This is a genomic window from Spirosoma fluviale (genome assembly GCF_900230225.1).
GTDB lineage: Bacteria > Bacteroidota > Bacteroidia > Cytophagales > Spirosomataceae > Spirosoma > Spirosoma fluviale.
The window spans coordinates 2330755-2354092 of sequence record NZ_OCNH01000001.1 but is presented as its reverse complement, the minus strand read 5'-3'; the positions used below and the strand labels follow the sequence as shown (position 1 = coordinate 2354092).

Below are 23338 nucleotides of genomic sequence, written 5' to 3'. Positions count from 1 at the left end.
AACTGATTTTTTTATGCCTGATATTCGTGCGAAATCATAACCAACTGTGCGAAATCGCACAATTCCTCAATTGTTAGTTTTCGCTAATTGGTTGACTATTAGTGCAATATCAGCTGGCACGCTGTTTGGCTATCTATCTGTGAGAAACTGCACAGAAAATGGATAAGGAACTTGCCCCGGAAATTGCCAATCGTGGCCGCAACCGAAACTGGATCGTTGGGATTACGGTCGTGGTTGCGCTGGCTCTGGTGATTGCCTGGACGCGGAACGCACTCAAGACCTCTATCGATGCCAACAAAATCAGGACGGCGACGGCAGAGGTGGGGCCGGTCGAAAATTCGCTGAATGCCACCGGCGAAGTTATTCCGGCTTACGAACAAATCTACACCAGCCCCATTCGGGCCAGCATTCGTCGGGTGTTGCTCACGCCCGGTACGGCGGTTAAACCCGGTCAGGCGATTCTGGATATGGACAAATCCCTGACCGAAATCGAACTCGAAAAACTCAATGATCAGCTGGCCCTGAAACGCAACGGCATCGACCAGTTGCGGATGAAACTCAACAAAAGCTTGTACGATGCCGAAGTCAACGACCAGATAAAACTGCTCAACATCAACCGGCTCCGGGCTGATCTGGAAGGAGCCAGACGATTACAGAAAGTAGGGGGGAGCACCGGCGAAGACGTGACCCGTGCCGAAAACGCACTTCGGGTTGCCGAACTGGAAAAGAAACAACTGGAAAACGACCTCGCTTATAACCGGCAATCCATGAGCGCCAGCCTCCGCGAAACGACTTTACAGGCGCAGATCGAAGAGAAAAACCTGAAAGAATTAACCCACAAACTCAAACAGGCCGACATCATTGCCGACCGGCCGGGCGTACTAACCTGGGTGAATGAAAACATCGGTTCGGCCGTCAACGAGGGGGAGATGCTGGCCAAACTCGCCGACCTGGCCAGTTTTCGGGTCGAAGGGTCGTGCTCGGATGTGTATGCGGATCAGATAAAAGTGGGGCTACCGGTGACTATCAAATTGAACGAAACCAGTTTGCGGGGGCTGATTACCCAGGTGAAACCCGCTGTGAAAAACGGCATCGTCCAGTTTGTTATCCAACTCGACAACAACCACCACGCATCCCTGCGGCCAAACATGAAAGTGGAGGTATTCGTCATCACCGACCGGGTAGCGAAGGCGGTTCGGGTGGCCAACGGCCCGGCGTTTAAAGGCAAACGGAAACAATACGTATTTGTACTGCCGAAAGGGAGCCTGGTGGCACAACGTCGGGAGGTGGCCCTCGGCCTGTCGAACTTTGATTTTGTGGAGATAAAGTCGGGGTTACAGGCGGGTGATCAGGTGATCCTGACGGATTTGAGCGAGTACGAGAATCTGGAAGAAATCACCATTGACCCCAAACGCTAAATCCAGATGGTTATGACTCGTATTTATTATCTGCTGATTTTCCTGTGTTGGCTCCCCAGCCAGCTACTCGCTCAAACCCAATTAACCACCTTAACCGACGTCATTCAACTCGCACAGGGGCAATCGGTGGCTGCTAAGCGGGCCAATACGCAGCAACGGACCAACATCTGGGCCTACCGGTCGTTCCTGGCGCAGTTCAAGCCGCAGCTTAGTCTGGATGGGGGCCTGCCAAACTTCACCCGCTCGTACATACAGGTGACGCAGCCCGATGGAAACATTCGGTTTGAGCCAGTTTCGTACAATAACTCGATACTAAATTTATCACTCAGCCAGACCATTGCCCCAACGGGTGGGACGATTTTCGTCCAGAAGCAGATTCAGCGGTTCGATAATTTTATTCAGAACAATACACTCTACAATGGTATTCCGTTTGGCATCGGCCTGTCGCAACCCCTGTTTCAGTTCAATCCCATGCGTTGGGAAAAGAAAGTTCAGCCGCTGTTGTTTGCCGAGGGAAATCAGCAATTGATCGAATCGCTGGAACAGGTGTCACTCTCAGCTACGACTTTGTATTTCGACCTATTGGTGGCGCAGGTGAACCTTCAAATCGCCGAAACAAACCGCGCCAACAATGATACACTGTACCGGATAGCCCTGCATAAACTCGATCTGGGTAAAATATCGCAAAACGACTTACTCCAATTACAACTCAGTGTGCTGAATGCCGAAAAAGACCTGGCCTCTGCACGGCAAACGGCGGCTGTGGCATCGCTAAGGCTAAAAACATTTGTGGGTTACCGAAATGAGAATGCGGGGCAGTCGGCTCCGCTTGAACTGGCCATTCCGAATCAGATTCCTGAATTTGTCGTGGATGTAAAGCGGGCGCTCAATGAAGCGGTTGCTAATCGGGCGGGGGCCATCGGGTTTCGGCGGAGGTTGCTGGAAGCGGAACGCGATCTGGAGAAAGCTCGCAAAAATAACGGCCTGAATGCCACCCTGACCGCCGGATACGGCTTGTCCAATCAGGGACCGAACTTTGGCGACATTTACGTTCGGCCGCAAAACCGCGAATACATTGCCCTTCAATTTACGCTCCCCATCATGACCTGGGGCCGGGCGCAGGCTATTGTCGAGACGGCGAAGGCGAACCGCGAACTGGCCCAGCAAACGGTAGAGCAGGATAAGCTCACATTCGAGCAGGAGATTTTCACCCAGGTAACGCTCCTGCAGATGCTTCGGCAGCAGGTGACGCTCACGGCCAAAGCTGATGAAATCGGCCAGAGTCGCTACCAGATTGCGCAGGACCGCTTTAAGCTCAGCGACCTCAGTGTAACCGATCTGGGCATCGCCACGCAGGAAAAAGACCGCGCCCGACGTGACGCGATTCTGGCTCTGCGTGATTACTGGCAGGCCTATTACACGCTTCGTTTGCTGACATTATATGATTTTGAATTGAACCAGAAAATAAACTAGCAGAGGGCATAGGGTAAAAATCCGGCAAATTCGCCACGCCCCTAGCTCCATGCCCTCCGCCCCCTGCCCAACGCCAAAAATTATGATATCACTCCAGAACATCGAAAAAGTCTACCGAACCAGCACCATCGAAACGCTGGCGCTGAACAACATCAACCTCGACATCAAAAAAGGGGAATTCGTGTCCATTATGGGTCCATCGGGCTGCGGCAAAAGTACCTTGCTCAACGTCATGGGGTTGCTCGATGAACCCTCAAGTGGAACCGTGCAACTGGATGGCCAGCCGGTTATGAAGTACACCGACAAGGAACTGGCCAAATTGCGCAACCAGAAAATCGGCTTCATCTTCCAGAGCTTCCACCTCATCAACGACCTGACCGTGCTCGATAACGTCGAGATTCCGCTGTTGTATCGGTCCACGAACGGGAAACCCCGGCAGGAGTACGCCAAAGAAGCCCTCGCCAAAGTGGGCCTGAGCAACCGAATGAAGCACTTCCCGAAGCAATTGTCGGGCGGGCAGAAGCAACGCGTCGCCATTGCCCGCGCCATCGTCGGCAATCCCGATATTATTCTGGCCGATGAGCCAACGGGTAACCTCGACAGCGCCATGGGCAACGAGATCATGACTATTCTCCAGGACCTCAACAAGGAGGGCGCCACCATCGTCATGGTCACCCACGACGAACAAATGGCCAAACGTACCCACCGGCTCATCCGCCTTTTTGACGGCACGCAAGTGTTATGAATGTACCCGACAGCATCCTGCTGTCGGCGTTTATTTAAAATATATCAATTACACACCGACAGCAGGCCGGGTGGCCGGTGCCATGCTGTCGGGTACAAAATATGCTACTGAACTACATAAAAATCGCCTGGAAGGTGTTGCTGCGGCATCCGTTCTACACCTTTATCACCCTCTTCGGAATCAGCCTCACGCTGACCGTTCTGATGGTATTGACCTCCTTTCTCGACCACCTGATCGGGAGCCATTATCCCGAAACGAAGCGGGATCGAACCCTGTACGTTATGCAAATGCATCTTCAGGATTCGAGCCGGACATCGAGTAGTAATGGCCCAATGAGTTTCAAGTTTTTGACGGATTATGCCAAGTCGCTGAAAACTGCGGAGCGTGTTACGATCACAACCTTTATCAATAGCTCGAATGCCTACGTCGGCTCGCAGAAAATCAAGCTCAACACCAAGTTTACCGATGCTGATTTCTGGCAGGTGACCAGCTTTGAGTTTCTGGAAGGCAAACCCTACAACGAACAGAATATTGCAAATGGCGACAACGTAGCGGTCATCACCGATGATTTCAAAAAGCACTATTTTGAGAATTCCAGCGAGCCTGTCGTGGGCAAGGATGTCGAAATTGAAAACATTCATTACAAGGTCATTGGCGTGGTGAAAGCCAGCCCGGTTACCCGGCCATTTACGTATGCTGATGTTTTCTTTCCATATACCGCTCCCAAAAGTAATTACCAGGGCACCGGAATGCGGGGCGGTTATGTGGCTATGATCCTGGGAAAAGATAAAGCTGACTTGCCAGCCATTCAGGAGGAGTTTCAAAGTCATATCGACCGGATTCCATTGCCCATTATTCAGGATGGGACTAAGTTTGCGGTCATGGATGTGAAAAGTGTACCCTATCTGGAAAATTTTCTGGGGTCGATCCTGAACGGAAATCCAGGCATGAAAGCTATCTTTTTCGGCATCATTTTCTTCGTCCTGTTTATGCTAATGGGCCTACCGGCCATCAATCTGGTGAATATAAATGTGAGCCGCATTATGGAGCGGGCTTCTGAAATAGGTATCAGAAAAGCCTTTGGGGCACCCATTCGCACCCTCATGTGGCAGTTTATTGTCGAGAACATTTTTATTACGTTCATCGGTGGGGCGATCGCCTTGATATTGACATTCATCGTCATCCATCTGATCAATACCAGCGGCATGATTGCCTATGCCGACCTGACGATAAATTTGTATGTGTTCGTAATCAGCATAGTCGTATGCCTGCTCTTTGGCCTCCTCTCCGGTGTATTACCCGCCCTCCGCATGTCGAAACTAAACATTGCCGAAGCGCTTAAATCTTAATTCCCATGATCTCTCATCTGCTAAAATTAATCTGGAACAAAAAGAAAGCCCACGCGCTGCTGATCGTCGAGATCTGGGCTTCGTTTATGGTGCTTTTCGGGCTGGCAACGCTGATCGTTGTCAATGTGCGCAACTATCGTGAGCCGATGGGCTTTACGTACGAAAATGTCTGGGCCGTTGGGCTGAAGAGTAACCAGGATACTGTTGCTATCGCCGAGAAACTTCAGCGGGTGACGCAACGATTGAAGGCCTACCCTGAAGTCGAGTCGGTGTCGCGCATGAGCAGCAATTTCCCGTTTTCGGCCAATACCATGAACAACGGTATTGAGTATAACAAGCGAAAAGTGATGGCCGATTTTTACGCAACCGACGAAAACTTCGCCAAAACGCTCGACATCGCCGTAACGGAAGGAAAGTGGTACCAGTATGCGGACAGCGTTGGTAAATACACGCCACTTGTCATTAACCAGAAGGTAAAAGAAGAACTGTTCGAGAATGAAAATCCACTGGGGAAAATCATTGGCGAAAAGTTCAAAGTGGTTGGTGTCGTGAATACATTTAAATCAAAGGGTGAGTTTATGTCGGACAAACCCGCTGTCTTTGAGTTATTTAAGCCCGATGCTACCTGGAACGATACCGTGTTGGTGAAAGTCAAACCTGGTACCGACGCTGTCTTCGAAGCTAAACTGGTGAAGGAAATTGCCGCCATGATGACGGGCTGGAATGTAGAGGTAGATTATCTGACGGACTCGCGCAAAAATCAGCACAACCTCGTGCTCGTGCCCATCATCATCGCCCTGATTGTCAGTAGCTTTTTATTGATCAACGTGGCGCTTGGCTTGTTCGGTGTGTTAAATCTGAGCATTGCCAAACGCCGGGGCGAGATAGGGTTACGTCGGGCGCTGGGCGCAACGGGCAACGGAATCTCTACTCAGTTCATCGGCGAAATATGGGTTTTGGCTACCTTCGCGCTGTTGATCGGGCTGTTGTTTGCCGCACAATTTCCGTTGCTCAATGTGTTTGACGTCAAATCGGGCACCTATGTGACAGCCATTCTGATTGCCATGCTGATCATCTACGGAATTGTCACCCTGTGTGCCTTCTTCCCAAGTCGGCAGGCAGCAGGCATTCAACCGGCCACGGCTTTACACGAAGAATAAACTTAATGTAAAATGGATAATGTAAAATGAATAACACCCCATTTCAACCATTATTCGTTTTACATTATCCATTTTAAACCATGCTCCTCATCATCGACGACGATATTGCCATTCAGACTTCCCTTTCTCTGCTCTTCAGGAAAGAAGGGTTCGCCGTGCGCGTGGCCGATGGACCCTTCGACGCGTTTGAGGTGCTGGATCAGGAAACCCCCGAATTGATATTGCTCGATATGAACTTCTCGGTGTCTACTACCGGCGATGATGGTATGCGATTACTGCGTCGGCTTCGGGAGCGGATGCCTAATGTGCCGGTCATTTTGATTACCGGTTGGGGGAGTATCGACCTGGCGGTGGAGGGGATGAAAGCAGGAGCGAAGGATTTTATCACGAAGCCCTGGCAGAATGACCACCTGGTGCAGTCGGTTTGGACGGCGCTTAATCTGGCCCAAACGGCAACCTCGTCACCCAGCCGGCGGAAGCTCGACCAGCAGTTTCGGTTTGATAACATCGTTGGGGAAGACCACACGCTGCTCGACATCCTGACGACCATCGGGCGGGTAGCCCCCACCGATGCACCCGTGCTCATCACCGGCGAAAGCGGCACCGGCAAAGAACTCATTGCCGAGGCCATTCACCAGAACAGCCGTCGGCATCGCCAGCCGTTTGTGAAAGTAAATCTGGGCGGTATCTCATCGACACTGTTTGAAAGTGAGTTGTTCGGTCATGTGCGGGGCGCCTTCACCGATGCCAAAACCGATCGGGTAGGGCGCTTCGAACTGGCGAATAAGGGTTCTATTTTTCTGGATGAAATCGGTGATCTGGACCCCGCCAGTCAGGTTAAACTCCTGCGGGTGTTGCAGGACCGCACTTTTGAGCCGCTGGGCAGCAGCAAATCCCGAACGGTAGACGTACGCGTCATCTGTGCCACCAACCGAAATCTGGAGGAGATGGTGAGCAAGGGCCAGTTTCGGGAAGATCTGTTTTACCGGATCAACCTGATCTCGGTGCGGCTCCCCGCCCTGCGCGAACGTCCCGGCGACATCCCACTGCTGGTTACCTATTTCGTCAATAACCTGAAAACGATATACGGTCGGCCTGATCTGCGAGTGAGTTCGGCCGCGCAGAAGTGGTTGAAAAATCTGGCGCTACCCGGAAATATCCGTCAGCTGAAAAACGTGGTGGAGCGAACCGTACTGCTGTCGGCCAATGATGAATTGCAACCGGACGACTTTGAGCGAAACCTAACATCGGGCGCAATTAGCCAACCCCCACGGGCAATGCCCGACGTCGGCACGATGACGCTGGAAGAAATGGAGTACCAAATGATTCAGCGAGCTATGGCGTTTCATCAAAATCGAGTCTCGAAAGTGGCGCGGGCACTAGGCATCACCCGTTTTGCACTCTACCGCCGATTGGAGAAATTTGGCATTCCCTACACTACGGAGGAATGAAGCTACCCCTGCGAACGCGTTACCTGATTTACATTACCCTGCTGCACCTCGTGCTCGTGGGGTTGATTGGCTGGGAGTTGCGGGAGAATAAGCTCCTGTTCATTGCGTCGGAAGTCCTGATTCTTATATCGGGTTATGTGGCTATAAGGATCTATCGGGCGTTTCAGCAGCCGTCGGAGTTTATTGCGTCGGGTATCGAGGCCATTCGGGATAAAGATTTTACCGTCAAGTTCGTGCCGACCGGCAATCAGGAGGTCGATGAACTCATCACCGTATACAACCTCATGATCGACCAGCTGCGGCAGGAGCGTACTAGGCAGGTCGAGCAGCAGTTTTTCCTGAACAAGCTCATTGAAGCGGCCCCAATCGCCATATTGATCTTTGATTTCGATGGCAATATCGCGTCCATCAATCCCAGAGCCAGCCAACTGCTATCGGTGCAGCCCGATCAGGTCGTTGGCAAACAACTGTCGGAGATTGGTTTTTCGTTGCTGGCCCAGATGGCCGATCTGGCCGACGGAGAGTCGAAGGTGATGAAGCCGAACGGGATTGAGACGTTTAAAGTGCTTCGGTCGAATTTCATGGATCGTGGCTTTCGGCGGTCATTTCTCATTATCGAGGAGCTAACGCCCGAAATCCTGGCTACCGAGCGAAAATCGTACAGCAAAGTGATCCGGATGATGGCCCATGAAGTTAACAACTCCATTGGTGCCGTCAATTCCATCCTCGATGTGACGACATCATACGTGAACGAGCCGGATGTAAAACACGCTATTAAAGTCGCCATTGAGCGAAATAACCGGCTCAATCGCTTCATGAGCCGCTTTGCCGATGTTGTCCGCCTGCCGCAACCCCAAAAACGCCCTGTAAACGTAAATGAACTGGTCCGTAACGTGGTGCAATTGTTACAACCCCAGGCTGCTGGAAAAGGCGTTTCATTGGTGGCCGTTTCGACGGAAACGAACTGGCAATTGGTCGATATTGAGCAGATGGAGCAGGTATTGATCAACGTTATCAAAAACGCCATCGACGCCTGCGAAGCCGGACAACGGGTGGAAGTCATCGACACCCCGACCTCCCTGCTGATTCGCGACAACGGGCAACCAATCCCCGAGGAGGTAGCCCTCAACTTATTCAATCCGTTCTACAGCACCAAACCCGAAGGGCAGGGTATTGGCCTGACCCTCACCCGCGAGATTCTCCTCAGCCATCAGTTTGTGTTTTCGTTGAAAACAAACGAGGACGGCTGGACGGAGTTCCGGGTTGAGTTTGTGTGATGGCCGTGATGGCGCAAGGCTCTGGCTTTGTGTCTACTATTCTCCGGCCTCTGGCCGGTATAAACTAGCTATTGTGACTTACCGGCCAGAGGCCGGAGAATAGCAGACACGAGGCAGGAGCCTCGCGCCATCGTTCATTATAACATAAAACGCGGGCTTTTAACGACTATCGTTATATTTGTGCGAATACAACGATAGTCGTTTTAGCTTATGAAAAAACTAATTCTCTGTCTTCTCCTTTGCCCGATAACCCTCCTGGCGCAATCGCTCAGGGTAGGGGTGGCAGCGAATGCCCAGTTTGTGATGGAAGAGTTGAAGACGGCTTATAAGAAAAAGACGGCTATAGAACTGGAAACGATTGTCAACTCGTCCGGCAAACTCACCACCCAGATTCAGCAGGGTGCCCCTTATGATGTGTTCCTGTCGGCCGATATGAAGTACCCGCAGACGTTGTACAAAGCCGGTCTGACGCTGGATGCGCCGGTGGTTTACGCGTACGGGTCGCTGGTGCTCTGGACAACAGGCGAACTGCCGGTGACTGCTGATCTAAGTGTGTTAACCAATGCCGCTGTTCGGCATGTCGCCATTGCCAATCCGGGAACGGCTCCTTATGGCGAAGCCGCCATTTCGTATCTGAAACGCAAAAGGCTGTTGGACAAGGTAAAGCCCAAATTAGTCTACGGCGAAAGTATTGCACAGGTCAACCAGTACGTCATATCGGGCGCGGCCGCGATGGGGTTTACGGCAAAATCGGTGGTGCTCGACCCCAGCCTGATCAGGAAAGGGCATTGGGTCGATTTGCCGCAAACGGGTTATTCGCCCATTGCGCAGGGCGTGGTGATTTTGAAACGCACGAATCAGGCGAAAGCGGCCCGGCAGTTCGTTCAGTTTTTGCGTAGCCCGGAAGCCCGGCGTATTTTGCAGCAGTTTGGTTACCGTTCACCCGCTTCCTGATTTTTTCTCATGCCCATCGACTGGGAACCCATTTGGCTGACCCTGCGCTTAGCCTCCGTAACCACCATTTTACTTCTCCTGATCGGCGTGCCGTTGGCTGGATGGCTGGCACTTAGCCGTTTTCGGCTCAAGCCGGTAGTCGAAGCACTCATCAGCCTGCCACTGGTGTTGCCGCCTTCGGTCGTGGGGTTTTATTTGTTACTCACCTTCAGCCCGACGAGTTGGCTCGGTGCCTGGCTGCTGAAAACGGTCGATATTCAATTGGTCTTTTCGTTTGAGGGGCTGGTTGTGGCATCATTGCTCTATAGTTTACCGTTTATGGTTCATCCGATTCAGGCCGGTTTGGAAAACCTTCCCGTTTCGTGGCGGGAAGCGGCTTATACCCTCGGCCAATCGCCAACACGAACGTTCTGGCGGGTGTTGCTGCCCAACTGCAAACCAGCGTTGCTTACCGGAATTGTTCTGACCTTTGCCCACACCATCGGCGAATTTGGTCTGGTCTTGATGATTGGCGGGAATTTGCCGGGGCAAACGCGGGTGGCCTCCATCGCGATTTACGACGAAGTGGAGCAGCTTCATTTCGAAACCGCCCACGCCTACGCGGCCCTTTTGCTGGGCGTTTCGTTTGCCATACTGTTACTGGTGTACGCCATCAATAAACGGGTTACGGTATGATTCATCTGGACGTTGTCATGCCCCGCCTGTTTACCGAAGGAACCCGCGACCTACAGGTCCGGCTGGACATTCAGACCGGAACACTCACCGCGTTGATCGGCCCGTCGGGCTCTGGCAAAACGACCCTTTTGCGATTACTGGCCGGACTAGAAAATCCGTCGAAGGGACGTATTACGGTCAATGAGGAGGTATGGCTGGATAAAAGCAATCGGGTCAATCTACCTCCGCAGCAACGGTCAATTGGCTTTGTATTTCAGGATACGGCCCTGTTCCCTAACATGACCGTTCTGGAAAATATTCAGTTTGCCGCCCGAAAAGACCAGCCCGATTTTTTGCAGGAATTAATCAGCGCAACCGGGTTAAATGCTTTCGTCAACACCAGGCCAGCAGCCTTGTCGGGCGGGCAGCGCCAGCGGGTAGCCCTCGCCCGCGCCCTCGTCCGCCAACCGAAACTCTTATTGCTCGATGAGCCGTTTGCGGCTCTGGATTCGACTTCCAGTCAACAGCTTCGGCAGGTACTGCTTGAGTTACATACCCGTTGGGGCACAACAACCCTGTTGGTCAGCCATCACGCAGCCGATGTGAAGGCCCTCGCGGATCGGGTCGTTCAACTGATGCAGGGACGTATCCAGTCTGATAGCCTCAGGGACGAGCGTTTGTCTACGACGCCCGTTGCAGAACCCATAACGCGTATCACGTATGACGAAGTGTTAAGCCTGTGGGTCATCGAGACAGCAACCACCCAAATACGCTCCGCCAATCCAGCCTGGGAACAGTGGAAAGTGGGGGATTTGCTTCAGCTATCTGCCCGTAAGCCAGATAGGAATGGCTAGCTGAAATAGGGGTTTGCCAAACGGTTTAGCTTCTAAGCTTTACATCAGGTAGCTAGAGGGCCAGACAAATATGACTTCGCAAGTCTGTATCAGATCACGAAGTCGTTATTTTGCTTGCTTTGGACTTGCTACATTTAACTGGACATTAAGTTAAGCATGATTTAACTTAGTGTTTTGAGCGGTAACAAAAAGAGCGCACCTGCGTTTCAGTTGGGAGCGTTCGATAAGGTTGTTCAACCTCTTTATTGCCATTAAGCGTCCCTGTCAACCAATAACCCGTTATCAAATTCCATTCAAAATCATTCTGGTTCGTTTACACCACTGGTTTCGTGGTTGCATACTTCTTTTCTGGCCCATAGAATTAAAAGCTTAGACCAATTTGGTAGGTTATGATTGATAATGAACTGTTGATGAACGCCCGTTGATTGTCCTGATTGTTGATCTCGCGTTTCCGTCGGAACAATGGCAAACCCCCCGTCTCTTTCAGATAAAGCCGGTCCGATTCGTGCAGGGGTACCCGGTAGGTCAGCCCAATGGTTAGTTTTCGGTGTCGCTTAAGCTCAATGGACGTTTGCAGTGAATAAGCTAGATTACGGTAACGCTTCTCCAGAATCGGCTCGACGGCATCACCTCTGAGCCGGATGCTGCCCAGATAATCTGGATAAGCAACTATGTCGTCGAAGGACCGCGCCAGCCGCACCGATTCGACACCGATGAAGGGTAGAAAACGAATGGGCCGGTGCTGCCGGTTCATGACTATCGTATGGGAAAGGCCAAGCAGATTGGCCCGGTTCGATATGCCCCCCAACCCAAAGTTGGTGCTGTTCTGATTATAGATCGAAAAACGGTAGGGCAGGTCGAGCCGCTGGCTGAGGTAAATGCCGTAGCTGTGGAGGACCGATATGCTACGCTGCTGATCGATGCTAAATTGGGCCGAGTTGTCCCTGGCGATACCAACTGTGCCGCCATTCACCAGACCCGGTAACGTGCTCAACCCATACCCCCCGTGAACATGCCGAACAATGTAGGTCAACACCTTCACCAGAGGAGCCGGTAGCTTTGCGGGGGGGATGGCTGCTTTTTGCAAGGCATTAGTTGATGGAGCAACAACAGCACTGGTATCCCGCTGAAGAAGAAAGGCTTCCAGATCGTCATTTCGTACCGTGCCGGGTTGTTGCGCCCAAAACAGACTATCGTAGGCAATGGGCTTATGGAGCAAAATATCCAGTTTTTGCATGTTCCGGGCGTAGCCAATAGACTGGACCGTTGTTGTGTCAATCCCGGTGCTGAAAAACTCTACCAAAATTTCGGAATGCCGGGACATTAGATTCGATGTTCTCGAAATAGTAGTATTGCGTAGGTACCATTTCCCACCGGAAGGCTGGTAGTACGTTTTGGTAGATCGCTCGCTCGTGTCATCCACGGCTTCGGCCCCGGTTTTGTCCGGTTTTACCGGGGCACTGTACTCACCACCCACAAACGCCATCGATTGCGCGTCAATAAATAGCTTGCCTCGCTGCTTCGCTTTGTCGGCTTTGTGACTAAAGCCAATCACATAAACTGTCTGACCGTCGAGACTGGTCACGTCGAGTAGTTCGTAGGCGTAATTTGCCATTTTCTTTTTGTCGAGAAAGGCAGGTTTGTTATGCACAAAGTCGCCGATATCCATGACATAAGCGGTGTTTCTCCAGTGTATGAACAGCGTTGAGTCGAGGTTACGGAATACCTGCTTTCTTTTTTGCAGAACTTCCACCTTTGGCTCATCATTACTGGTGTAGGGCTTAATATGGGCGTTGAGCTGGGCTTCGAGGAGGTAGAGGTAATCGGTTTTGCTGACCCGGTTGTACTCGCGCAGCATTCCCTGCATCATAAACGACTTAGTGGGGTAGTTAGCGGGTATCCTATCGATGGCACTCCGTACAATACCCCGTGCGCTACTGTGTACGACGACTTCATTTAACGCTGTTGTGCTCTGGTTTAAGGCAATGGTCAGCTTCGACAGCCCCGTGTAAGGAACAACTTTGCTGGCGTAGCCCAGGTTTGAGAACGTAATTGACGTTTTGGCAACCGATGCCCCTGGTAGTTTCAACGAAAACTTGCCGTCCTCGTTCGTAATCGTGCCTTGGCTGCCCACCCGCACCGAGCAGCCCGGCAGAGGCCGCCCAGTTTTGGCATCCACCACGCTGCCCGTGACCGACTGCGCCCACGAACCAATGAATGAGAGGGCGAGGCAAACTGCAAGAAGTACTAGTTTCATCAAAAGTGGGGAGATTGAGTACAAATAAATGCTTCGTTGATTGACCACTTGGTTTGACGATATGTCTAGTGGTTTGTCACGGCGACTTTGATCTGGACTGGCTATATGGTAAGTTAAGCATGATCTAACTTAGTGTCCAGTTGTATGTAGCAAGTCCACTTCGTTTAAGCTGAACAAACCATTCGTTTTAGGGATCAGTATTAAAATGAATGGTTTGTCCAGCTTAAACGTCAGGCAACTGTCCTAGATCGTTTTTATATTATCTCTTGGATGGCGGTCAATCAAAAGATTCAGCGGATCAATACCCGCCCGATCGGGTTGCTGATTTACCCGTACCGTTATCGACTGTTTTGGTTTGGTAATGTGGTGCCGTTGGTAGTAGAGTAGCTTATCGACCGTGCTACCCTTGGCTTTGGGAGCATAGACGCCAATCCATATCCATTCGTTCAACGGTCGACGCGTTTCGTTGCCCAGACTGTCGGCTCTGACTTTTTCAACGGATAGATCCAGTGTTACCTCGAATTGCTTACCCACCGGCTTCATTTTTACCTGTTCGGCCTTTAGTTCGTATAAGGTAATGGCGTTGACCCAGTCATCCAGAAGTCCCCGTACACTGTCGGGCGTTACGGCCCGTAGCTCGGCTGTCAGATCAGCAGCCGTTGGATAGATACCCGTTTGGGCAACGGTTGCTGCATTCCAGCGATCTCGGTAAGTGCGAAGGGCCTGATTCAGCCGATTCTCCCCAATCTGATCCTGAAGGGCATAAAGCACCAGCGCCCCTTTGTTGTAATGGATGTACTGTTGACCTTCGCATTGCGCCAGCGGTTGTTCTTTCTTGCTTTCCGTCTGGCGTCCTCGTAAGTAGTAATCCAGTTCATAGCTTAAAAACTCCTGCATACGCTCTTTCGGATAGTGGTGTTTCATCACCATCAGGGCACTGTATTCGGACAGTGATTCGGACAACATGGCACTCCCTTTTACATCGGCCTCCGTCACCTGATGGCCCCACCATTGGTGAGCCGTTTCATGAGCCGTTACAAAGAAGGGAATGTCAATATCGGTCTCATCGTTAATGTTGGACACGAAGCCCATGTCTTCACCAAACGGGATGGTATTGGCAAACGACTGCGCATAGCCACGGTAGCGGGGAAACTCCATAATCCGTAATTGCCGATGTTGAAACGGACCGTAGTTAGACTGATAATAGTCCAGGGCGGCTTTCATTCCACGCATCATACGGTCCAGATTTTTGGTGTGCCCGCGGTGATAGTAGATTTCCAGACTAACCAGCTGCCCTCCCGGACTGGTGTAACGCTCTTTTTTGATCTGATACCGGGCCGAAACAATGGAATAAAAATTGGCGATGGGCGCATCCATCTCATAGCGAAAATACCGTCGGGGCTGGCCATCGGGGCCGGTCTGCCGCCATTCTTTCTGAAGATAACCCGGCGCAATGGCAATCTGGTCGGGGGCGGTACTCAGCGTCATGGCAAACCGAACCTGGTCGGCATCACCGCCCATCACGCTCTGCCGTCGGCCGGTTGAGTCGGTTTGTGCCCGTTGGCGCTCTTTGGGCTTAAGGCCATGCTCCCGGCGCGTATCATCACTGGCCAGTTCATAGTTTTCGTTGTAGCCAATGCCGGGAAAATACTGGTTGGTAAAAAACGTACCGTTCTGAACGATGTCGATGTTTGTTCCCCCATTTTTGAAACCGCTGGTACGATAGAGCAGTTGAAAGTCAAGTTTCAGGCTATCGCCGGGTTGCAGGGGGGTATCCAGCTGATACATACGATAGGCGTAATCTGCGATGTATTTTGTGTCCAGCCGATTCGGAACCGATAGGCTGAGCTGTTTTACCTGCATTTCGTCGGCCGGATAGGTTTGCAGGTGCAGGGTCCGAATCGGCACTTTCGTCTTGTTTTTTAACATATAATGGCCCTTCGCCATAAAATCGCGCGTTTCGGGGAACAGGTCTACCTGCACCACAATAGCCGTAATTCGGGGCTGAGGCAGTCCGTCGTATTGCTTCAATGTCTTTTCGTAAGCCGCCTGCTGAGCTTCGCCGGTTTTGCTGTTCTGGTATTCATTCAGCACATTGGTGTTGTAATAGATATAGGACCCGCTCGACACAAATACGATCAGTATAGCCAACCCAAACGTCAGCACCGGGCGCGTTAACTGATGCCGCCCAATGCGCAGGCGCAATTTGAACAGTTCATCGGAGCCGCGAACAGACAGCACTACGGCAGTGGCAAACAACAACGCGCCAAAGGCCGACCAGTATAGGCTTGTCCAGGAGAACGGGGTTACATTATGGCCAAAGCCGTTCATATCCGAGTACAAACCCAGCGAAGCCGAATCGAATAACAACAACCGGTGTTCAACGCCCAGATACGAGACCACACCCAGGGCAACGAAAAACAAAATTAAGAGTGCATGACCGGCAAACTTGTTGTTTACCAGCGTATGGATAAAAAAGCCCAGCAGCATGAATATCAACAGCCCACCCAGCGCATCCCCGTAGAGGCTCACGGCATACACCGACCAGTCAATCAGGGAAGCGCCCCCTTTTACAACCTGTATCAACGCCCCGATGCCAATCGCCAGTGTCAGCAGTAAAACAAAGGCCAGCCCCAGCCCCAGGTATTTACTCAACAGGACCACCCAGTTGGGCACGGGCAGGGCATCATGAATCAGGTTAATGCGTACATCTCGCTCTTTCCAGATTAAATCACCGACGTACAAAACCATCAGGATAAACAGAAACAAGCCCGTGAAAATGCTCATTTTGTTGAGCATTACGTAGGTCGTTGGTAAGGTTCGGGAGCCGTACCAGCCGCCGGCATCGTCGAGCGCGACAAAGAGGAACATACCCAACCCGCCAAGGCTGAGGGCCATAAAGGGCAGGTCTTTCCCGATCAGCCGAGCATAAAATAGCGTTAGCCGTCCTAAATCACTGATTCTGACCCAGGTGCCATACCGGTGCTTAACCGACTGAGGAAGCGCATGGATGGGCTGGCGCTGGTTGATGCCCCCCCCGGATGGCAGGATTCCATCCGCCAGGGGCCGTTTCCGGACCATCAGTCCCCCCGACGTTTGGTAGGAGAAAAACCGAAAGGTAACGCCCAGCATGAGCAGGGCGACGCCCAGCCAAAGCAACCGGTTCCAGAGCAGCGTATCGGATAGGGTCACCAGCTGGTTATTTTGCTGAGCAATTGACCAATACTGGGTCAGATAACCAACCGCCCGCAATCCGAAAGGATCGAGTAGAGCTGCCGTTTCCCGACGATCCAACTGCGAAAGCAGGATGCCAGACAGTAAATACAGCATCAGTAGGCCCATACCCTGCGTGAAGACAACCAGCATTTTCCGGCTCAGCGCCCCCACCGCAAAGAACAGGCTACCCACAATCAGTGCGTTGGGTACCAGCATGGTCCAGTAAGGTTGCCAGTAGCTGATCGCCCGAAAAGGCAGTAACCGCTCGGCCTCCCGCCAGGGAGCCGCTTCGCCAGCCATCATGCCCAGCGGAATGGCCAGGAGGGTTAGCAGCAGCAGCAGCATGGCCCCTAGATAGCGCCCTGCCAGGTATTCCCAGGTACGAATGGGTTTGGTGAAAAAAAGTGAATCGGTGCGGTGTTCAAAATCCCGTACGACGGCAACCCCCATGATAGCCGAAGCCATAAAAACGCCCATGATCAGAAATAAAAGCAGGCTGAGTTGGTTAATGACCGTCGTGGCATTGTCCTTTATGGCCCCTCCCGACAATCCTTTCAGGACATCAGTGGTGACCAGCGTAAAACTAAGCGCCAGCAAGAGGCTGAAAAACAGGTAGGTGGCCGGTCGATTCCGGCGGTAGCGGAATTCAAAACGGAGAATAGATAACCAGTTCATAAGACAAAGAGAGTGTAACCAACCAGCGGCTGGCGCTGTCGGTAGGGTAGCGTATATAGAAGTCCGTTACAAAGTTGGTGATGACAGGGCAGGCTGCTTTTTGGCTCGCTCGGAGGCTCCGGTAATCTCCGTAAAATAGACCTCTTCCAGACCCGCATCAACGGGTATGAAACCCGATGCCGGCATGGCTTCTGCATACGCGTACAGGACAGGGTCTCCGGCAACCATGCGTTCATTAATAATGACAAAGTCTTGATGCAGGCTCTCGACTTCAGCCGCCTGAACGTGTTTCTTCCAGATTTTGCCTTCTAATTGCCGGACAGCTTCCAGCGGATGCCCCGACAGCAGTAACTCCCCTTTGTTGATAATGGCCATCTGTCGACACAGTTCCTGCACATCCTGGACAATATGAGTCGATAAAATAACGATGGCATCCTGGCCCAGATTCGCCAGCAGATTAAGAAAACGGTTGCTCTCGGCGGGGTCGAGCCCTGCCGTGGGTTCATCGACAATGATCAGTTTAGGATTACCTAACAGAGCCTGGGCAATGCCAAATCGCTGGCGCATTCCCCCCGAATAGCTACTCAGGTTTTTCTTACGAACGTCCCATAGGTTGACCCGGTGTAGCAATGCTTCGACACTTTCTTTGCGTTCTGCCCGGTTATGAATGCCTTTCAGAACGGCCAGGTGATCCAGGAGCGTGAGGGCGTCGATGCGCGGATATACCCCAAAATCCTGTGGCAGATAGCCCAGCACTTTCCGAAGTTCGTCAGGTTGCGTAACCGCGTCAATCGACTGCCCGTCTGCATCCTGAAGAACAACCCTGCCTGAGTCCGGTAATTGCAGGGTGGCAATCGTACGCATGAGGGATGATTTTCCGGCTCCGTTAGGGCCTAGCAGGCCAAACAAGCCCGGTTCGATGGTCAGGGAAATGCCGTTGAGGGCCCGAACCCCATTGCTGTACGTTTTGGTCAGATTCTCGATAACTAAATTCATGCGACAGGCAGTAAAAGGTAGTAGTTTGTTCAAAACAAGATTACCCCTGACTGGGAAAAAACTTTATTCGACCAATTGCCACCTTTCTTCGACCAATTTGCCTAACTATTAGCTGAATGAGATCAATGGTCTTTTAGGCACCCTACGTCAACCTGTTGCTTAGTTAATGATGAGTCTCCGTTATTCGAAAGGCACAACCCACTCGAACGATTAAATTGGAATGACTGGCTATCCCTTTAACTTCCCCTGTCTACAGGATATTAACTGGCAGTCTATTAATTGAAAGTAATGGATAACTATCAGAAAATCAATAAGTTAATGTAATGGATTTCTGAACCAAACCCATTGGATGGCTGTTAATTAGTTACATCTGCAAACGCACGTTATGCCCGATTTCAATCCGTCAATTATCCTGTATACTGCCGACGCGCTCAACGATAGGGGAAAAGCGGTTTTGTCTCAGTTCCCGCAGGCCGAAACGCTCGAAGTGAAGCAGCATAACCGCTTGCCGGAGCTGGGGATGAACCACTTTAAGGTGAAGTCCGACGTGCTGGTGCTGGGTAAACTCAAAACGCAGGACATCAAATGGAGCGGCCGGAGTTCGGATTACATCGCGCCGAGTCTGGCCAATGGCTGCTTTGGTGCCTGTACCTACTGCTATGTCGACCGGCACAAGAACGTGAATCCCATCACGCTCTTTACCAACATCGACGAAAACCTGAGCAGTATCGACACCCACGTCAACACGCTGGCCTGGCCCAAACCCATTAACCAAACGGATGCCACCTTCTGGACCTACGACATTGGCTGTAATTCCGATATATCCGTCGACTACGACCTGACGCCGGGTATTCAGCAGGTGTTCGAATTCTACCGCGACCATCCCAAAGCCAAAGCCACCTTCGCGACGAAGTTCGTGAATCCAATGATGCTCGACTTCGACCCGAAGCGGAAGATACGTATCCGGTTTAGCCTGATGCCTGCCCATGTCAGCAAGCTGGTCGATGTGCGGACCGATTCCATTGAAAAGCGCATAGCCGCCATCAATGATTTTTACGATGCCGGGTATGAGGTACACGTTAATTTCTCACCCGTTATCGTCTATAGTGGTCCCGACGGGGATAAGAAAGCCTGGCGAAACGATTACCGCGAGTTATTCCGCCAACTCGACGCATCCCTCCGCCCCGAAGTTCGGCAACAGCTCAAGTGCGAAGGCATATTCCTGACGCATAACCAACGGCAGCACCAGGCCAATCTGGCCATCAACCCAAAGGCCGAAGAACTGCTTTGGGTACCCGAATTGCAGGAAAGCAAAGTGAGTCAGTTCGGGGGCTGGAACATCCGATACGAGCATCAGCTGAAACGAAAAATGATTGCCGTTTTTGAGGATATGGTCCGTGATGAGATACCCTGGTGCGAGATTCGCTATATTTTTTAATGAAGAAGGCCCGTCAGTAACGGGCCTTCTTTTTGGTTAATCGACGCTGTTGGCGTTCTTTTTTGTATTCTCGGTTTTATCCGGATCGCTCTTCTCCGTCGTCTTTTTTGTCGACCGTTGATGGCTGCCGTTTTTACCGGCTTTGCCTTCTTCTTTCTGGTTCTTTGAACTATTGGCCCCACCAATCTGTGGCGAATAATACCTGATAAACAGGTTCATACCAGTATCGCTTTACGGATTTAGTTGGACTTACTGCCGCCTTTGCTACCCCCCGTTGAACCACCTGCACTACGGCTGCTTTTCGACGAGCTTTTGTGCGAGGTTGAACTCCGACCGTTTCCTTTCTCGCCATGACCAGTGCCGTTGTCCTGATTATCGGTAATGCGCTGGCCTTCGTACGATTCTTCGACTTTTTCCAGAGTCTTGTCTGCCATAACGTTGTTTGGTTTAGTTGTGGCAGAAAAACCGGTTAGCGAGCGTTTTGTTTGACGTGTTCGTCCATTGAAAAGCGACCGGAACCGAGCACCAAAAAGGTCAACAACAGCGCCAGAACGATGAGCGAAAGCCACAATTCAGAATTCATCGGCGAGAAGCCCTGACGAATATTGACGAAGAAAAGCGCACCCACCAGAATAGGAAGCTGAAGGATGACCATCAGGCGGGTCAGACAGCCAACGGCGATCAGAAACCCGCCCATCAAATGCGCGAAGGCTACGTAATGAACGAGAATAACCGGGAAAAGGCCGAAGTGAAGGCCACCCACCAGATTGGTCAGGTAAGCCGTGTCGCTAATGAAACTTACGCCTTTCAGAAAGAGAATAATCCCTAACACAATCCGCAAACCATCCGTCCACGCGGGGTGATGCGTGTCGCCCCAGTGTTCAACGCGATTTAATAGGTTCATAGCTGTAAGCGGTTTAGTGAATACAAACCGAATGTACGCTAAATGAACTTGATTGTCAAGGGGTTATTAGGTGTAGTGTTAGCTGGCGCGGGTCGGTCCGGCGTTCCGGTTTGCCCGCGCCAGCTATCGTATACTATAAACTGTAAACCTACTCCAGCGGCCCAACGTGTACCGGGGCCAGGTGTTCCATTTCGTCGGGCTCGAACAAGCGCGACCGAATCATAAACCGAACGCCCATCGGTATTTCCAGTGAGAAACTGGCGCCCCGGCCGGGGGTAACATCGATGGTTAAGTGCGTATGTTGCCAGTACTCGAACTGGTCGCTCGACATCCAGAAATTACATCCGTCAATCTGCCCTAGTAATACGTCCGACGAGCCAATGATAAATTCGCCATCTTCATAACACATCGGCGAGGAACCATCGCAGCAGCCCCCGCTCTGATGGAACATCAGCGGGCCATGCTCTGCCCGAACTTTACTGATAATATCCGAAGCCGACGGGGTTACATTAACGCGGGAAGTTGTTTGAGTCGTCATAAGCGGGAATTATTGACAAGATTTTAAAGTACCCGAACTACCTGAGTCAGGGGTTCAACATCCGTAAAGTTAGGAATATCACCCAGCAGTTCACCGCCATGTGTTCCCATGCCTTTATCCAGCTCTTCCGGTGTGTTGAATGCCAGAAAAGTTATCATGGCATAAGGAGGAAGCGCGTCGCCACCCGGCAACGCTTCATTCATGTCAACCTCAACAAGGCCAAACGGTGTCAGCCGCTCTTTAACCAACGGAATGTGTTTTTCCAGGTAATACGTCAGATCGAACTGACTAGTTTCTGTTTTCGGGTAAAGAACGGTAAGACGAATCATAACGAAATGAGAAAAGTGGTGAACTGGTAAACGAGTGAACGAACGAAAGAGTGAACGAGCGAAAGTCAGGCGTGGGCCAGTTCGTTCGCTCGTTCACTCTTTCGTTCGTTCACGCTTTATCAAAAGAAGCCAAGCTTGTTCTTGCTGTACGAGATCAGCAGGTTTTTCACCTGACGGTAATGGTTTAACATCATCAGGTGGTTCTCGCGACCGAAGCCCGACTTCTTGTAGCCGCCAAACGGTGCGTGCGCCGGGTAATCGTGGTAGCAGTTGACCCACACACGACCAGCCTGAATTTGCCGGGGAATGGTGTACAGCTCATGGGCATCGCGCGACCAGAAACCGGCACCCAGACCATATAACGTATCATTGGCAATGGCAACGGCTTCGTCGGCGTCTTTAAAGGTCGTTACCGACAGGACAGGTCCGAAGATTTCTTCCTGGAAAATCCGCATTTTGTTGTTGCCTTTGAAGATGGTTGGCTGAATGTAGAAACCACCCTCAACGCTATCGGCTGGGCCGCCACCGGTCAGCACTTCGGCACCTTCCTGCTTACCGATGTCGATGTACGACAGAATTTTCTCGTACTGGTCGTTGCTGGCCTGGGCACCCATCATGGTGTCCGGATCGAGCGGGTGACCGAGTTTGATGGCTTTGGTACGAGCGATAACCCGCTCCATGAACTTGTCGTAGATGTCTTCGTGAACCAGCAAACGCGAGGGGCAGGTGCAGATTTCACCCTGGTTGAGCGCAAACATCACGGCACCTTCTACGCACTTGTCGAAAAACTCATCGTCGTGGTCGGCAATGGATTTCATGAAGATGTTCGGCGATTTACCGCCCAGTTCCATCGTAACCGGAATGAGGTTCTCCGATGCATACTGCATAATCAGCCGCCCGGTGGTGGTTTCGCCGGTGAAGGCTACTTTATTGATGCCCTTGTGTTGAGCCAGTGGTTTGCCCGCTTCCGGACCGAAACCCTGAATGATGTTCACCACCCCGGCCGGTACGATGCCTTCCAGCAGTTCGAACATAATTGCCAGCGACGTTGGCGTTTGCTCGGCGGGTTTGATCACGACGCAGCAACCGGCAGCCAGGGCAGGAGCTAACTTCCAGGTAGCCATCAGCAGCGGGAAGTTCCAGGGAATGATCTGGCCCACGACGCCTACCGGCTCTTTAATAATCAGGGATAGTGTATCAGCGTTCAATTCGGTGGCTGAGCCTTCTTCAGCGCGGATAACACCCGCAAAATAGCGGAAGTGATCGACGCAGAGGGGTAGATCGGCAGCCATCGTTTCGCGGAGGGCCTTGCCATTTTCAACCGTCTCGACACGAGCCAGAAATTCCAGATTCTTTTCAATCACATCGGCAATTTGTAACAGCACTTTGCTGCGCTCCGTCGCCGATGTTTTCCCCCAGGTTTCAAATGCTTTTTGAGCTGCCGCAACGGCCAGATCAACGTCGGCCGCTTTCGAACGGGGCATCTTGGCAATCAGGCTGCCATCTACCGGCGATGTGTTGTCAAAATATTCACCTCCAACGGGTGGTACCCACTTGCCGCCAATATAGTTATCATAATGCGACCGGAATTTAGGTCGGTTTGCGTGTGTTTCTACGAGTTCCAGGGTTTCCATACAGATGTAAGAAAGG

General features: G+C 51.7%; 20 protein-coding genes. 11 read left to right on the top strand and 9 right to left on the bottom strand.

Annotated features, from left to right (window positions below):
* Positions 1–158 precede the first annotated feature (158 nt).
* From CRO74_RS09760 to CRO74_RS09715, 10 genes are all read left to right on the top strand, one after another.
* Positions 159–1418, top strand: coding sequence for an efflux RND transporter periplasmic adaptor subunit (locus tag CRO74_RS09760; protein WP_097125757.1), 1260 nt, complete (start codon positions 159–161; stop codon positions 1416–1418).
* Positions 1419–1430: 12 nt separating this feature from the next.
* Positions 1431–2891: a TolC family protein gene (locus tag CRO74_RS09755; protein WP_097126081.1), complete on the top strand. Its 1461-nt coding sequence runs from the start codon at positions 1431–1433 to the stop codon at positions 2889–2891.
* Positions 2892–2973: 82 nt separating this feature from the next.
* Complete coding sequence (locus CRO74_RS09750) at positions 2974–3636, top strand: ABC transporter ATP-binding protein (protein WP_097125756.1); 663 nt, start codon at positions 2974–2976, stop codon at positions 3634–3636.
* A 101-nt stretch (positions 3637–3737) separates the two neighbouring features.
* On the top strand, positions 3738–4985 hold the full coding sequence (locus CRO74_RS09745; protein ID WP_097125755.1) for an ABC transporter permease: 1248 nt from the start codon (positions 3738–3740) through the stop codon (positions 4983–4985).
* 5 nt (positions 4986–4990) lie between these two features.
* Positions 4991–6145: an ABC transporter permease gene (locus tag CRO74_RS09740; RefSeq protein ID WP_097125754.1), complete on the top strand. Its 1155-nt coding sequence runs from the start codon at positions 4991–4993 to the stop codon at positions 6143–6145.
* Positions 6146–6225: 80 nt separating this feature from the next.
* Positions 6226–7596 (top strand): sigma-54-dependent transcriptional regulator, encoded by a 1371-nt coding sequence (locus CRO74_RS09735; protein WP_097125753.1) that lies wholly within the window; start codon positions 6226–6228, stop codon positions 7594–7596.
* Entirely contained in the window at positions 7593–8873 is a 1281-nt protein-coding gene (locus CRO74_RS09730; protein WP_097125752.1) for a sensor histidine kinase, read from the top strand. Before CRO74_RS09735 ends, CRO74_RS09730 begins: the two co-directional genes overlap by 4 nt.
* A gap of 210 nt (positions 8874–9083) precedes the next feature.
* Positions 9084–9827, top strand: a complete 744-nt coding sequence (gene modA, locus CRO74_RS09725) for a molybdate ABC transporter substrate-binding protein (protein ID WP_097125751.1) — start codon at positions 9084–9086, stop codon at positions 9825–9827.
* A gap of 9 nt (positions 9828–9836) precedes the next feature.
* Positions 9837–10502, top strand: coding sequence for a molybdate ABC transporter permease subunit (modB, locus tag CRO74_RS09720; RefSeq protein ID WP_097125750.1), 666 nt, complete (start codon positions 9837–9839; stop codon positions 10500–10502).
* Positions 10499–11335 carry a sulfate/molybdate ABC transporter ATP-binding protein gene (locus CRO74_RS09715; protein WP_097125749.1) on the top strand — a complete coding sequence of 279 codons (837 nt, stop codon included), beginning with the start codon at positions 10499–10501 and terminating at the stop codon, positions 11333–11335. Before modB ends, CRO74_RS09715 begins: the two co-directional genes overlap by 4 nt.
* A 361-nt stretch (positions 11336–11696) precedes the next feature.
* Here the strand turns inward: CRO74_RS09715 and CRO74_RS09710 are convergent, their stop codons facing one another.
* The 3 genes from CRO74_RS09710 to CRO74_RS09700 all read right to left on the bottom strand — a co-directional run bounded on the left by CRO74_RS09710 (position 11697) and on the right by CRO74_RS09700 (position 18479).
* Complete coding sequence (locus CRO74_RS09710) at positions 11697–13592, bottom strand: carboxypeptidase-like regulatory domain-containing protein (protein ID WP_144035892.1); 1896 nt, start codon at positions 13590–13592, stop codon at positions 11697–11699.
* Positions 13593–13835: 243 nt separating this feature from the next.
* The gene (locus CRO74_RS09705; protein ID WP_097125747.1) at positions 13836–17483 is read right to left on the bottom strand and encodes an ABC transporter permease/M1 family aminopeptidase; all 3648 of its coding nucleotides are present in this window, start codon (positions 17481–17483) and stop codon (positions 13836–13838) included.
* A 66-nt stretch (positions 17484–17549) separates the two neighbouring features.
* Positions 17550–18479, bottom strand: a complete 930-nt coding sequence (locus CRO74_RS09700; protein ID WP_097125746.1) for an ABC transporter ATP-binding protein — start codon at positions 18477–18479, stop codon at positions 17550–17552.
* Between the two features lie 385 nt (positions 18480–18864).
* Here CRO74_RS09700 and CRO74_RS09695 point away from each other — a divergent pair, with 385 nt between their 5' ends.
* A complete protein-coding gene (locus CRO74_RS09695) occupies positions 18865–19917 on the top strand; it encodes a spore photoproduct lyase family protein (protein WP_097125745.1) in 1053 nt (350 codons plus the stop codon).
* A 36-nt stretch (positions 19918–19953) separates the two neighbouring features.
* On the opposite strand, the gene CRO74_RS09690 is transcribed toward CRO74_RS09695, so the two are convergent.
* The 6 genes from CRO74_RS09690 to CRO74_RS09665 all read right to left on the bottom strand — a co-directional run bounded on the left by CRO74_RS09690 (position 19954) and on the right by CRO74_RS09665 (position 23322).
* Complete coding sequence (locus CRO74_RS09690; protein WP_097125744.1) at positions 19954–20136, bottom strand: hypothetical protein; 183 nt, start codon at positions 20134–20136, stop codon at positions 19954–19956.
* A 20-nt stretch (positions 20137–20156) separates the two neighbouring features.
* Positions 20157–20351 (bottom strand): hypothetical protein, encoded by a 195-nt coding sequence (locus tag CRO74_RS09685; RefSeq protein WP_097125743.1) that lies wholly within the window; start codon positions 20349–20351, stop codon positions 20157–20159.
* Positions 20352–20386: 35 nt separating this feature from the next.
* Positions 20387–20821, bottom strand: coding sequence for a DoxX family protein (locus CRO74_RS09680; RefSeq protein ID WP_097125742.1), 435 nt, complete (start codon positions 20819–20821; stop codon positions 20387–20389).
* 148 nt (positions 20822–20969) lie between these two features.
* Positions 20970–21359: a DUF779 domain-containing protein gene (locus CRO74_RS09675; RefSeq protein WP_097125741.1), complete on the bottom strand. Its 390-nt coding sequence runs from the start codon at positions 21357–21359 to the stop codon at positions 20970–20972.
* Between the two features lie 23 nt (positions 21360–21382).
* Positions 21383–21688 (bottom strand): EthD family reductase, encoded by a 306-nt coding sequence (locus CRO74_RS09670; protein ID WP_097125740.1) that lies wholly within the window; start codon positions 21686–21688, stop codon positions 21383–21385.
* A gap of 119 nt (positions 21689–21807) precedes the next feature.
* A complete protein-coding gene (locus CRO74_RS09665) occupies positions 21808–23322 on the bottom strand; it encodes an aldehyde dehydrogenase family protein (RefSeq protein ID WP_097125739.1) in 1515 nt (504 codons plus the stop codon).
* Between the last annotated feature and the right edge of the window lie 16 nt (positions 23323–23338).

Coding starts and splice junctions, on each gene's coding strand:
- CRO74_RS09730 (WP_097125752.1), top strand. CDS start 7,593: ATGAAGCTACCCCTGCGAACGCGTTACCTGATTTACATTACCCTGCTG.
- CRO74_RS09675 (WP_097125741.1), bottom strand. CDS start 21,359: ATGACGACTCAAACAACTTCCCGCGTTAATGTAACCCCGTCGGCTTCG.
- CRO74_RS09740 (WP_097125754.1), top strand. CDS start 4,991: ATGATCTCTCATCTGCTAAAATTAATCTGGAACAAAAAGAAAGCCCAC.
- CRO74_RS09760 (WP_097125757.1), top strand. CDS start 159: ATGGATAAGGAACTTGCCCCGGAAATTGCCAATCGTGGCCGCAACCGA.
- CRO74_RS09695 (WP_097125745.1), top strand. CDS start 18,865: ATGCCCGATTTCAATCCGTCAATTATCCTGTATACTGCCGACGCGCTC.
- CRO74_RS09700 (WP_097125746.1), bottom strand. CDS start 18,479: ATGAATTTAGTTATCGAGAATCTGACCAAAACGTACAGCAATGGGGTT.
- CRO74_RS09690 (WP_097125744.1), bottom strand. CDS start 20,136: ATGAACCTGTTTATCAGGTATTATTCGCCACAGATTGGTGGGGCCAAT.
- CRO74_RS09705 (WP_097125747.1), bottom strand. CDS start 17,483: ATGAACTGGTTATCTATTCTCCGTTTTGAATTCCGCTACCGCCGGAAT.
- CRO74_RS09750 (WP_097125756.1), top strand. CDS start 2,974: ATGATATCACTCCAGAACATCGAAAAAGTCTACCGAACCAGCACCATC.
- CRO74_RS09665 (WP_097125739.1), bottom strand. CDS start 23,322: ATGGAAACCCTGGAACTCGTAGAAACACACGCAAACCGACCTAAATTC.
- CRO74_RS09745 (WP_097125755.1), top strand. CDS start 3,738: ATGCTACTGAACTACATAAAAATCGCCTGGAAGGTGTTGCTGCGGCAT.
- modB (WP_097125750.1), top strand. CDS start 9,837: ATGCCCATCGACTGGGAACCCATTTGGCTGACCCTGCGCTTAGCCTCC.
- CRO74_RS09685 (WP_097125743.1), bottom strand. CDS start 20,351: ATGGCAGACAAGACTCTGGAAAAAGTCGAAGAATCGTACGAAGGCCAG.
- CRO74_RS09755 (WP_097126081.1), top strand. CDS start 1,431: ATGACTCGTATTTATTATCTGCTGATTTTCCTGTGTTGGCTCCCCAGC.
- CRO74_RS09715 (WP_097125749.1), top strand. CDS start 10,499: ATGATTCATCTGGACGTTGTCATGCCCCGCCTGTTTACCGAAGGAACC.
- CRO74_RS09680 (WP_097125742.1), bottom strand. CDS start 20,821: ATGAACCTATTAAATCGCGTTGAACACTGGGGCGACACGCATCACCCC.
- modA (WP_097125751.1), top strand. CDS start 9,084: ATGAAAAAACTAATTCTCTGTCTTCTCCTTTGCCCGATAACCCTCCTG.
- CRO74_RS09735 (WP_097125753.1), top strand. CDS start 6,226: ATGCTCCTCATCATCGACGACGATATTGCCATTCAGACTTCCCTTTCT.
- CRO74_RS09670 (WP_097125740.1), bottom strand. CDS start 21,688: ATGATTCGTCTTACCGTTCTTTACCCGAAAACAGAAACTAGTCAGTTC.
- CRO74_RS09710 (WP_144035892.1), bottom strand. CDS start 13,592: ATGAAACTAGTACTTCTTGCAGTTTGCCTCGCCCTCTCATTCATTGGT.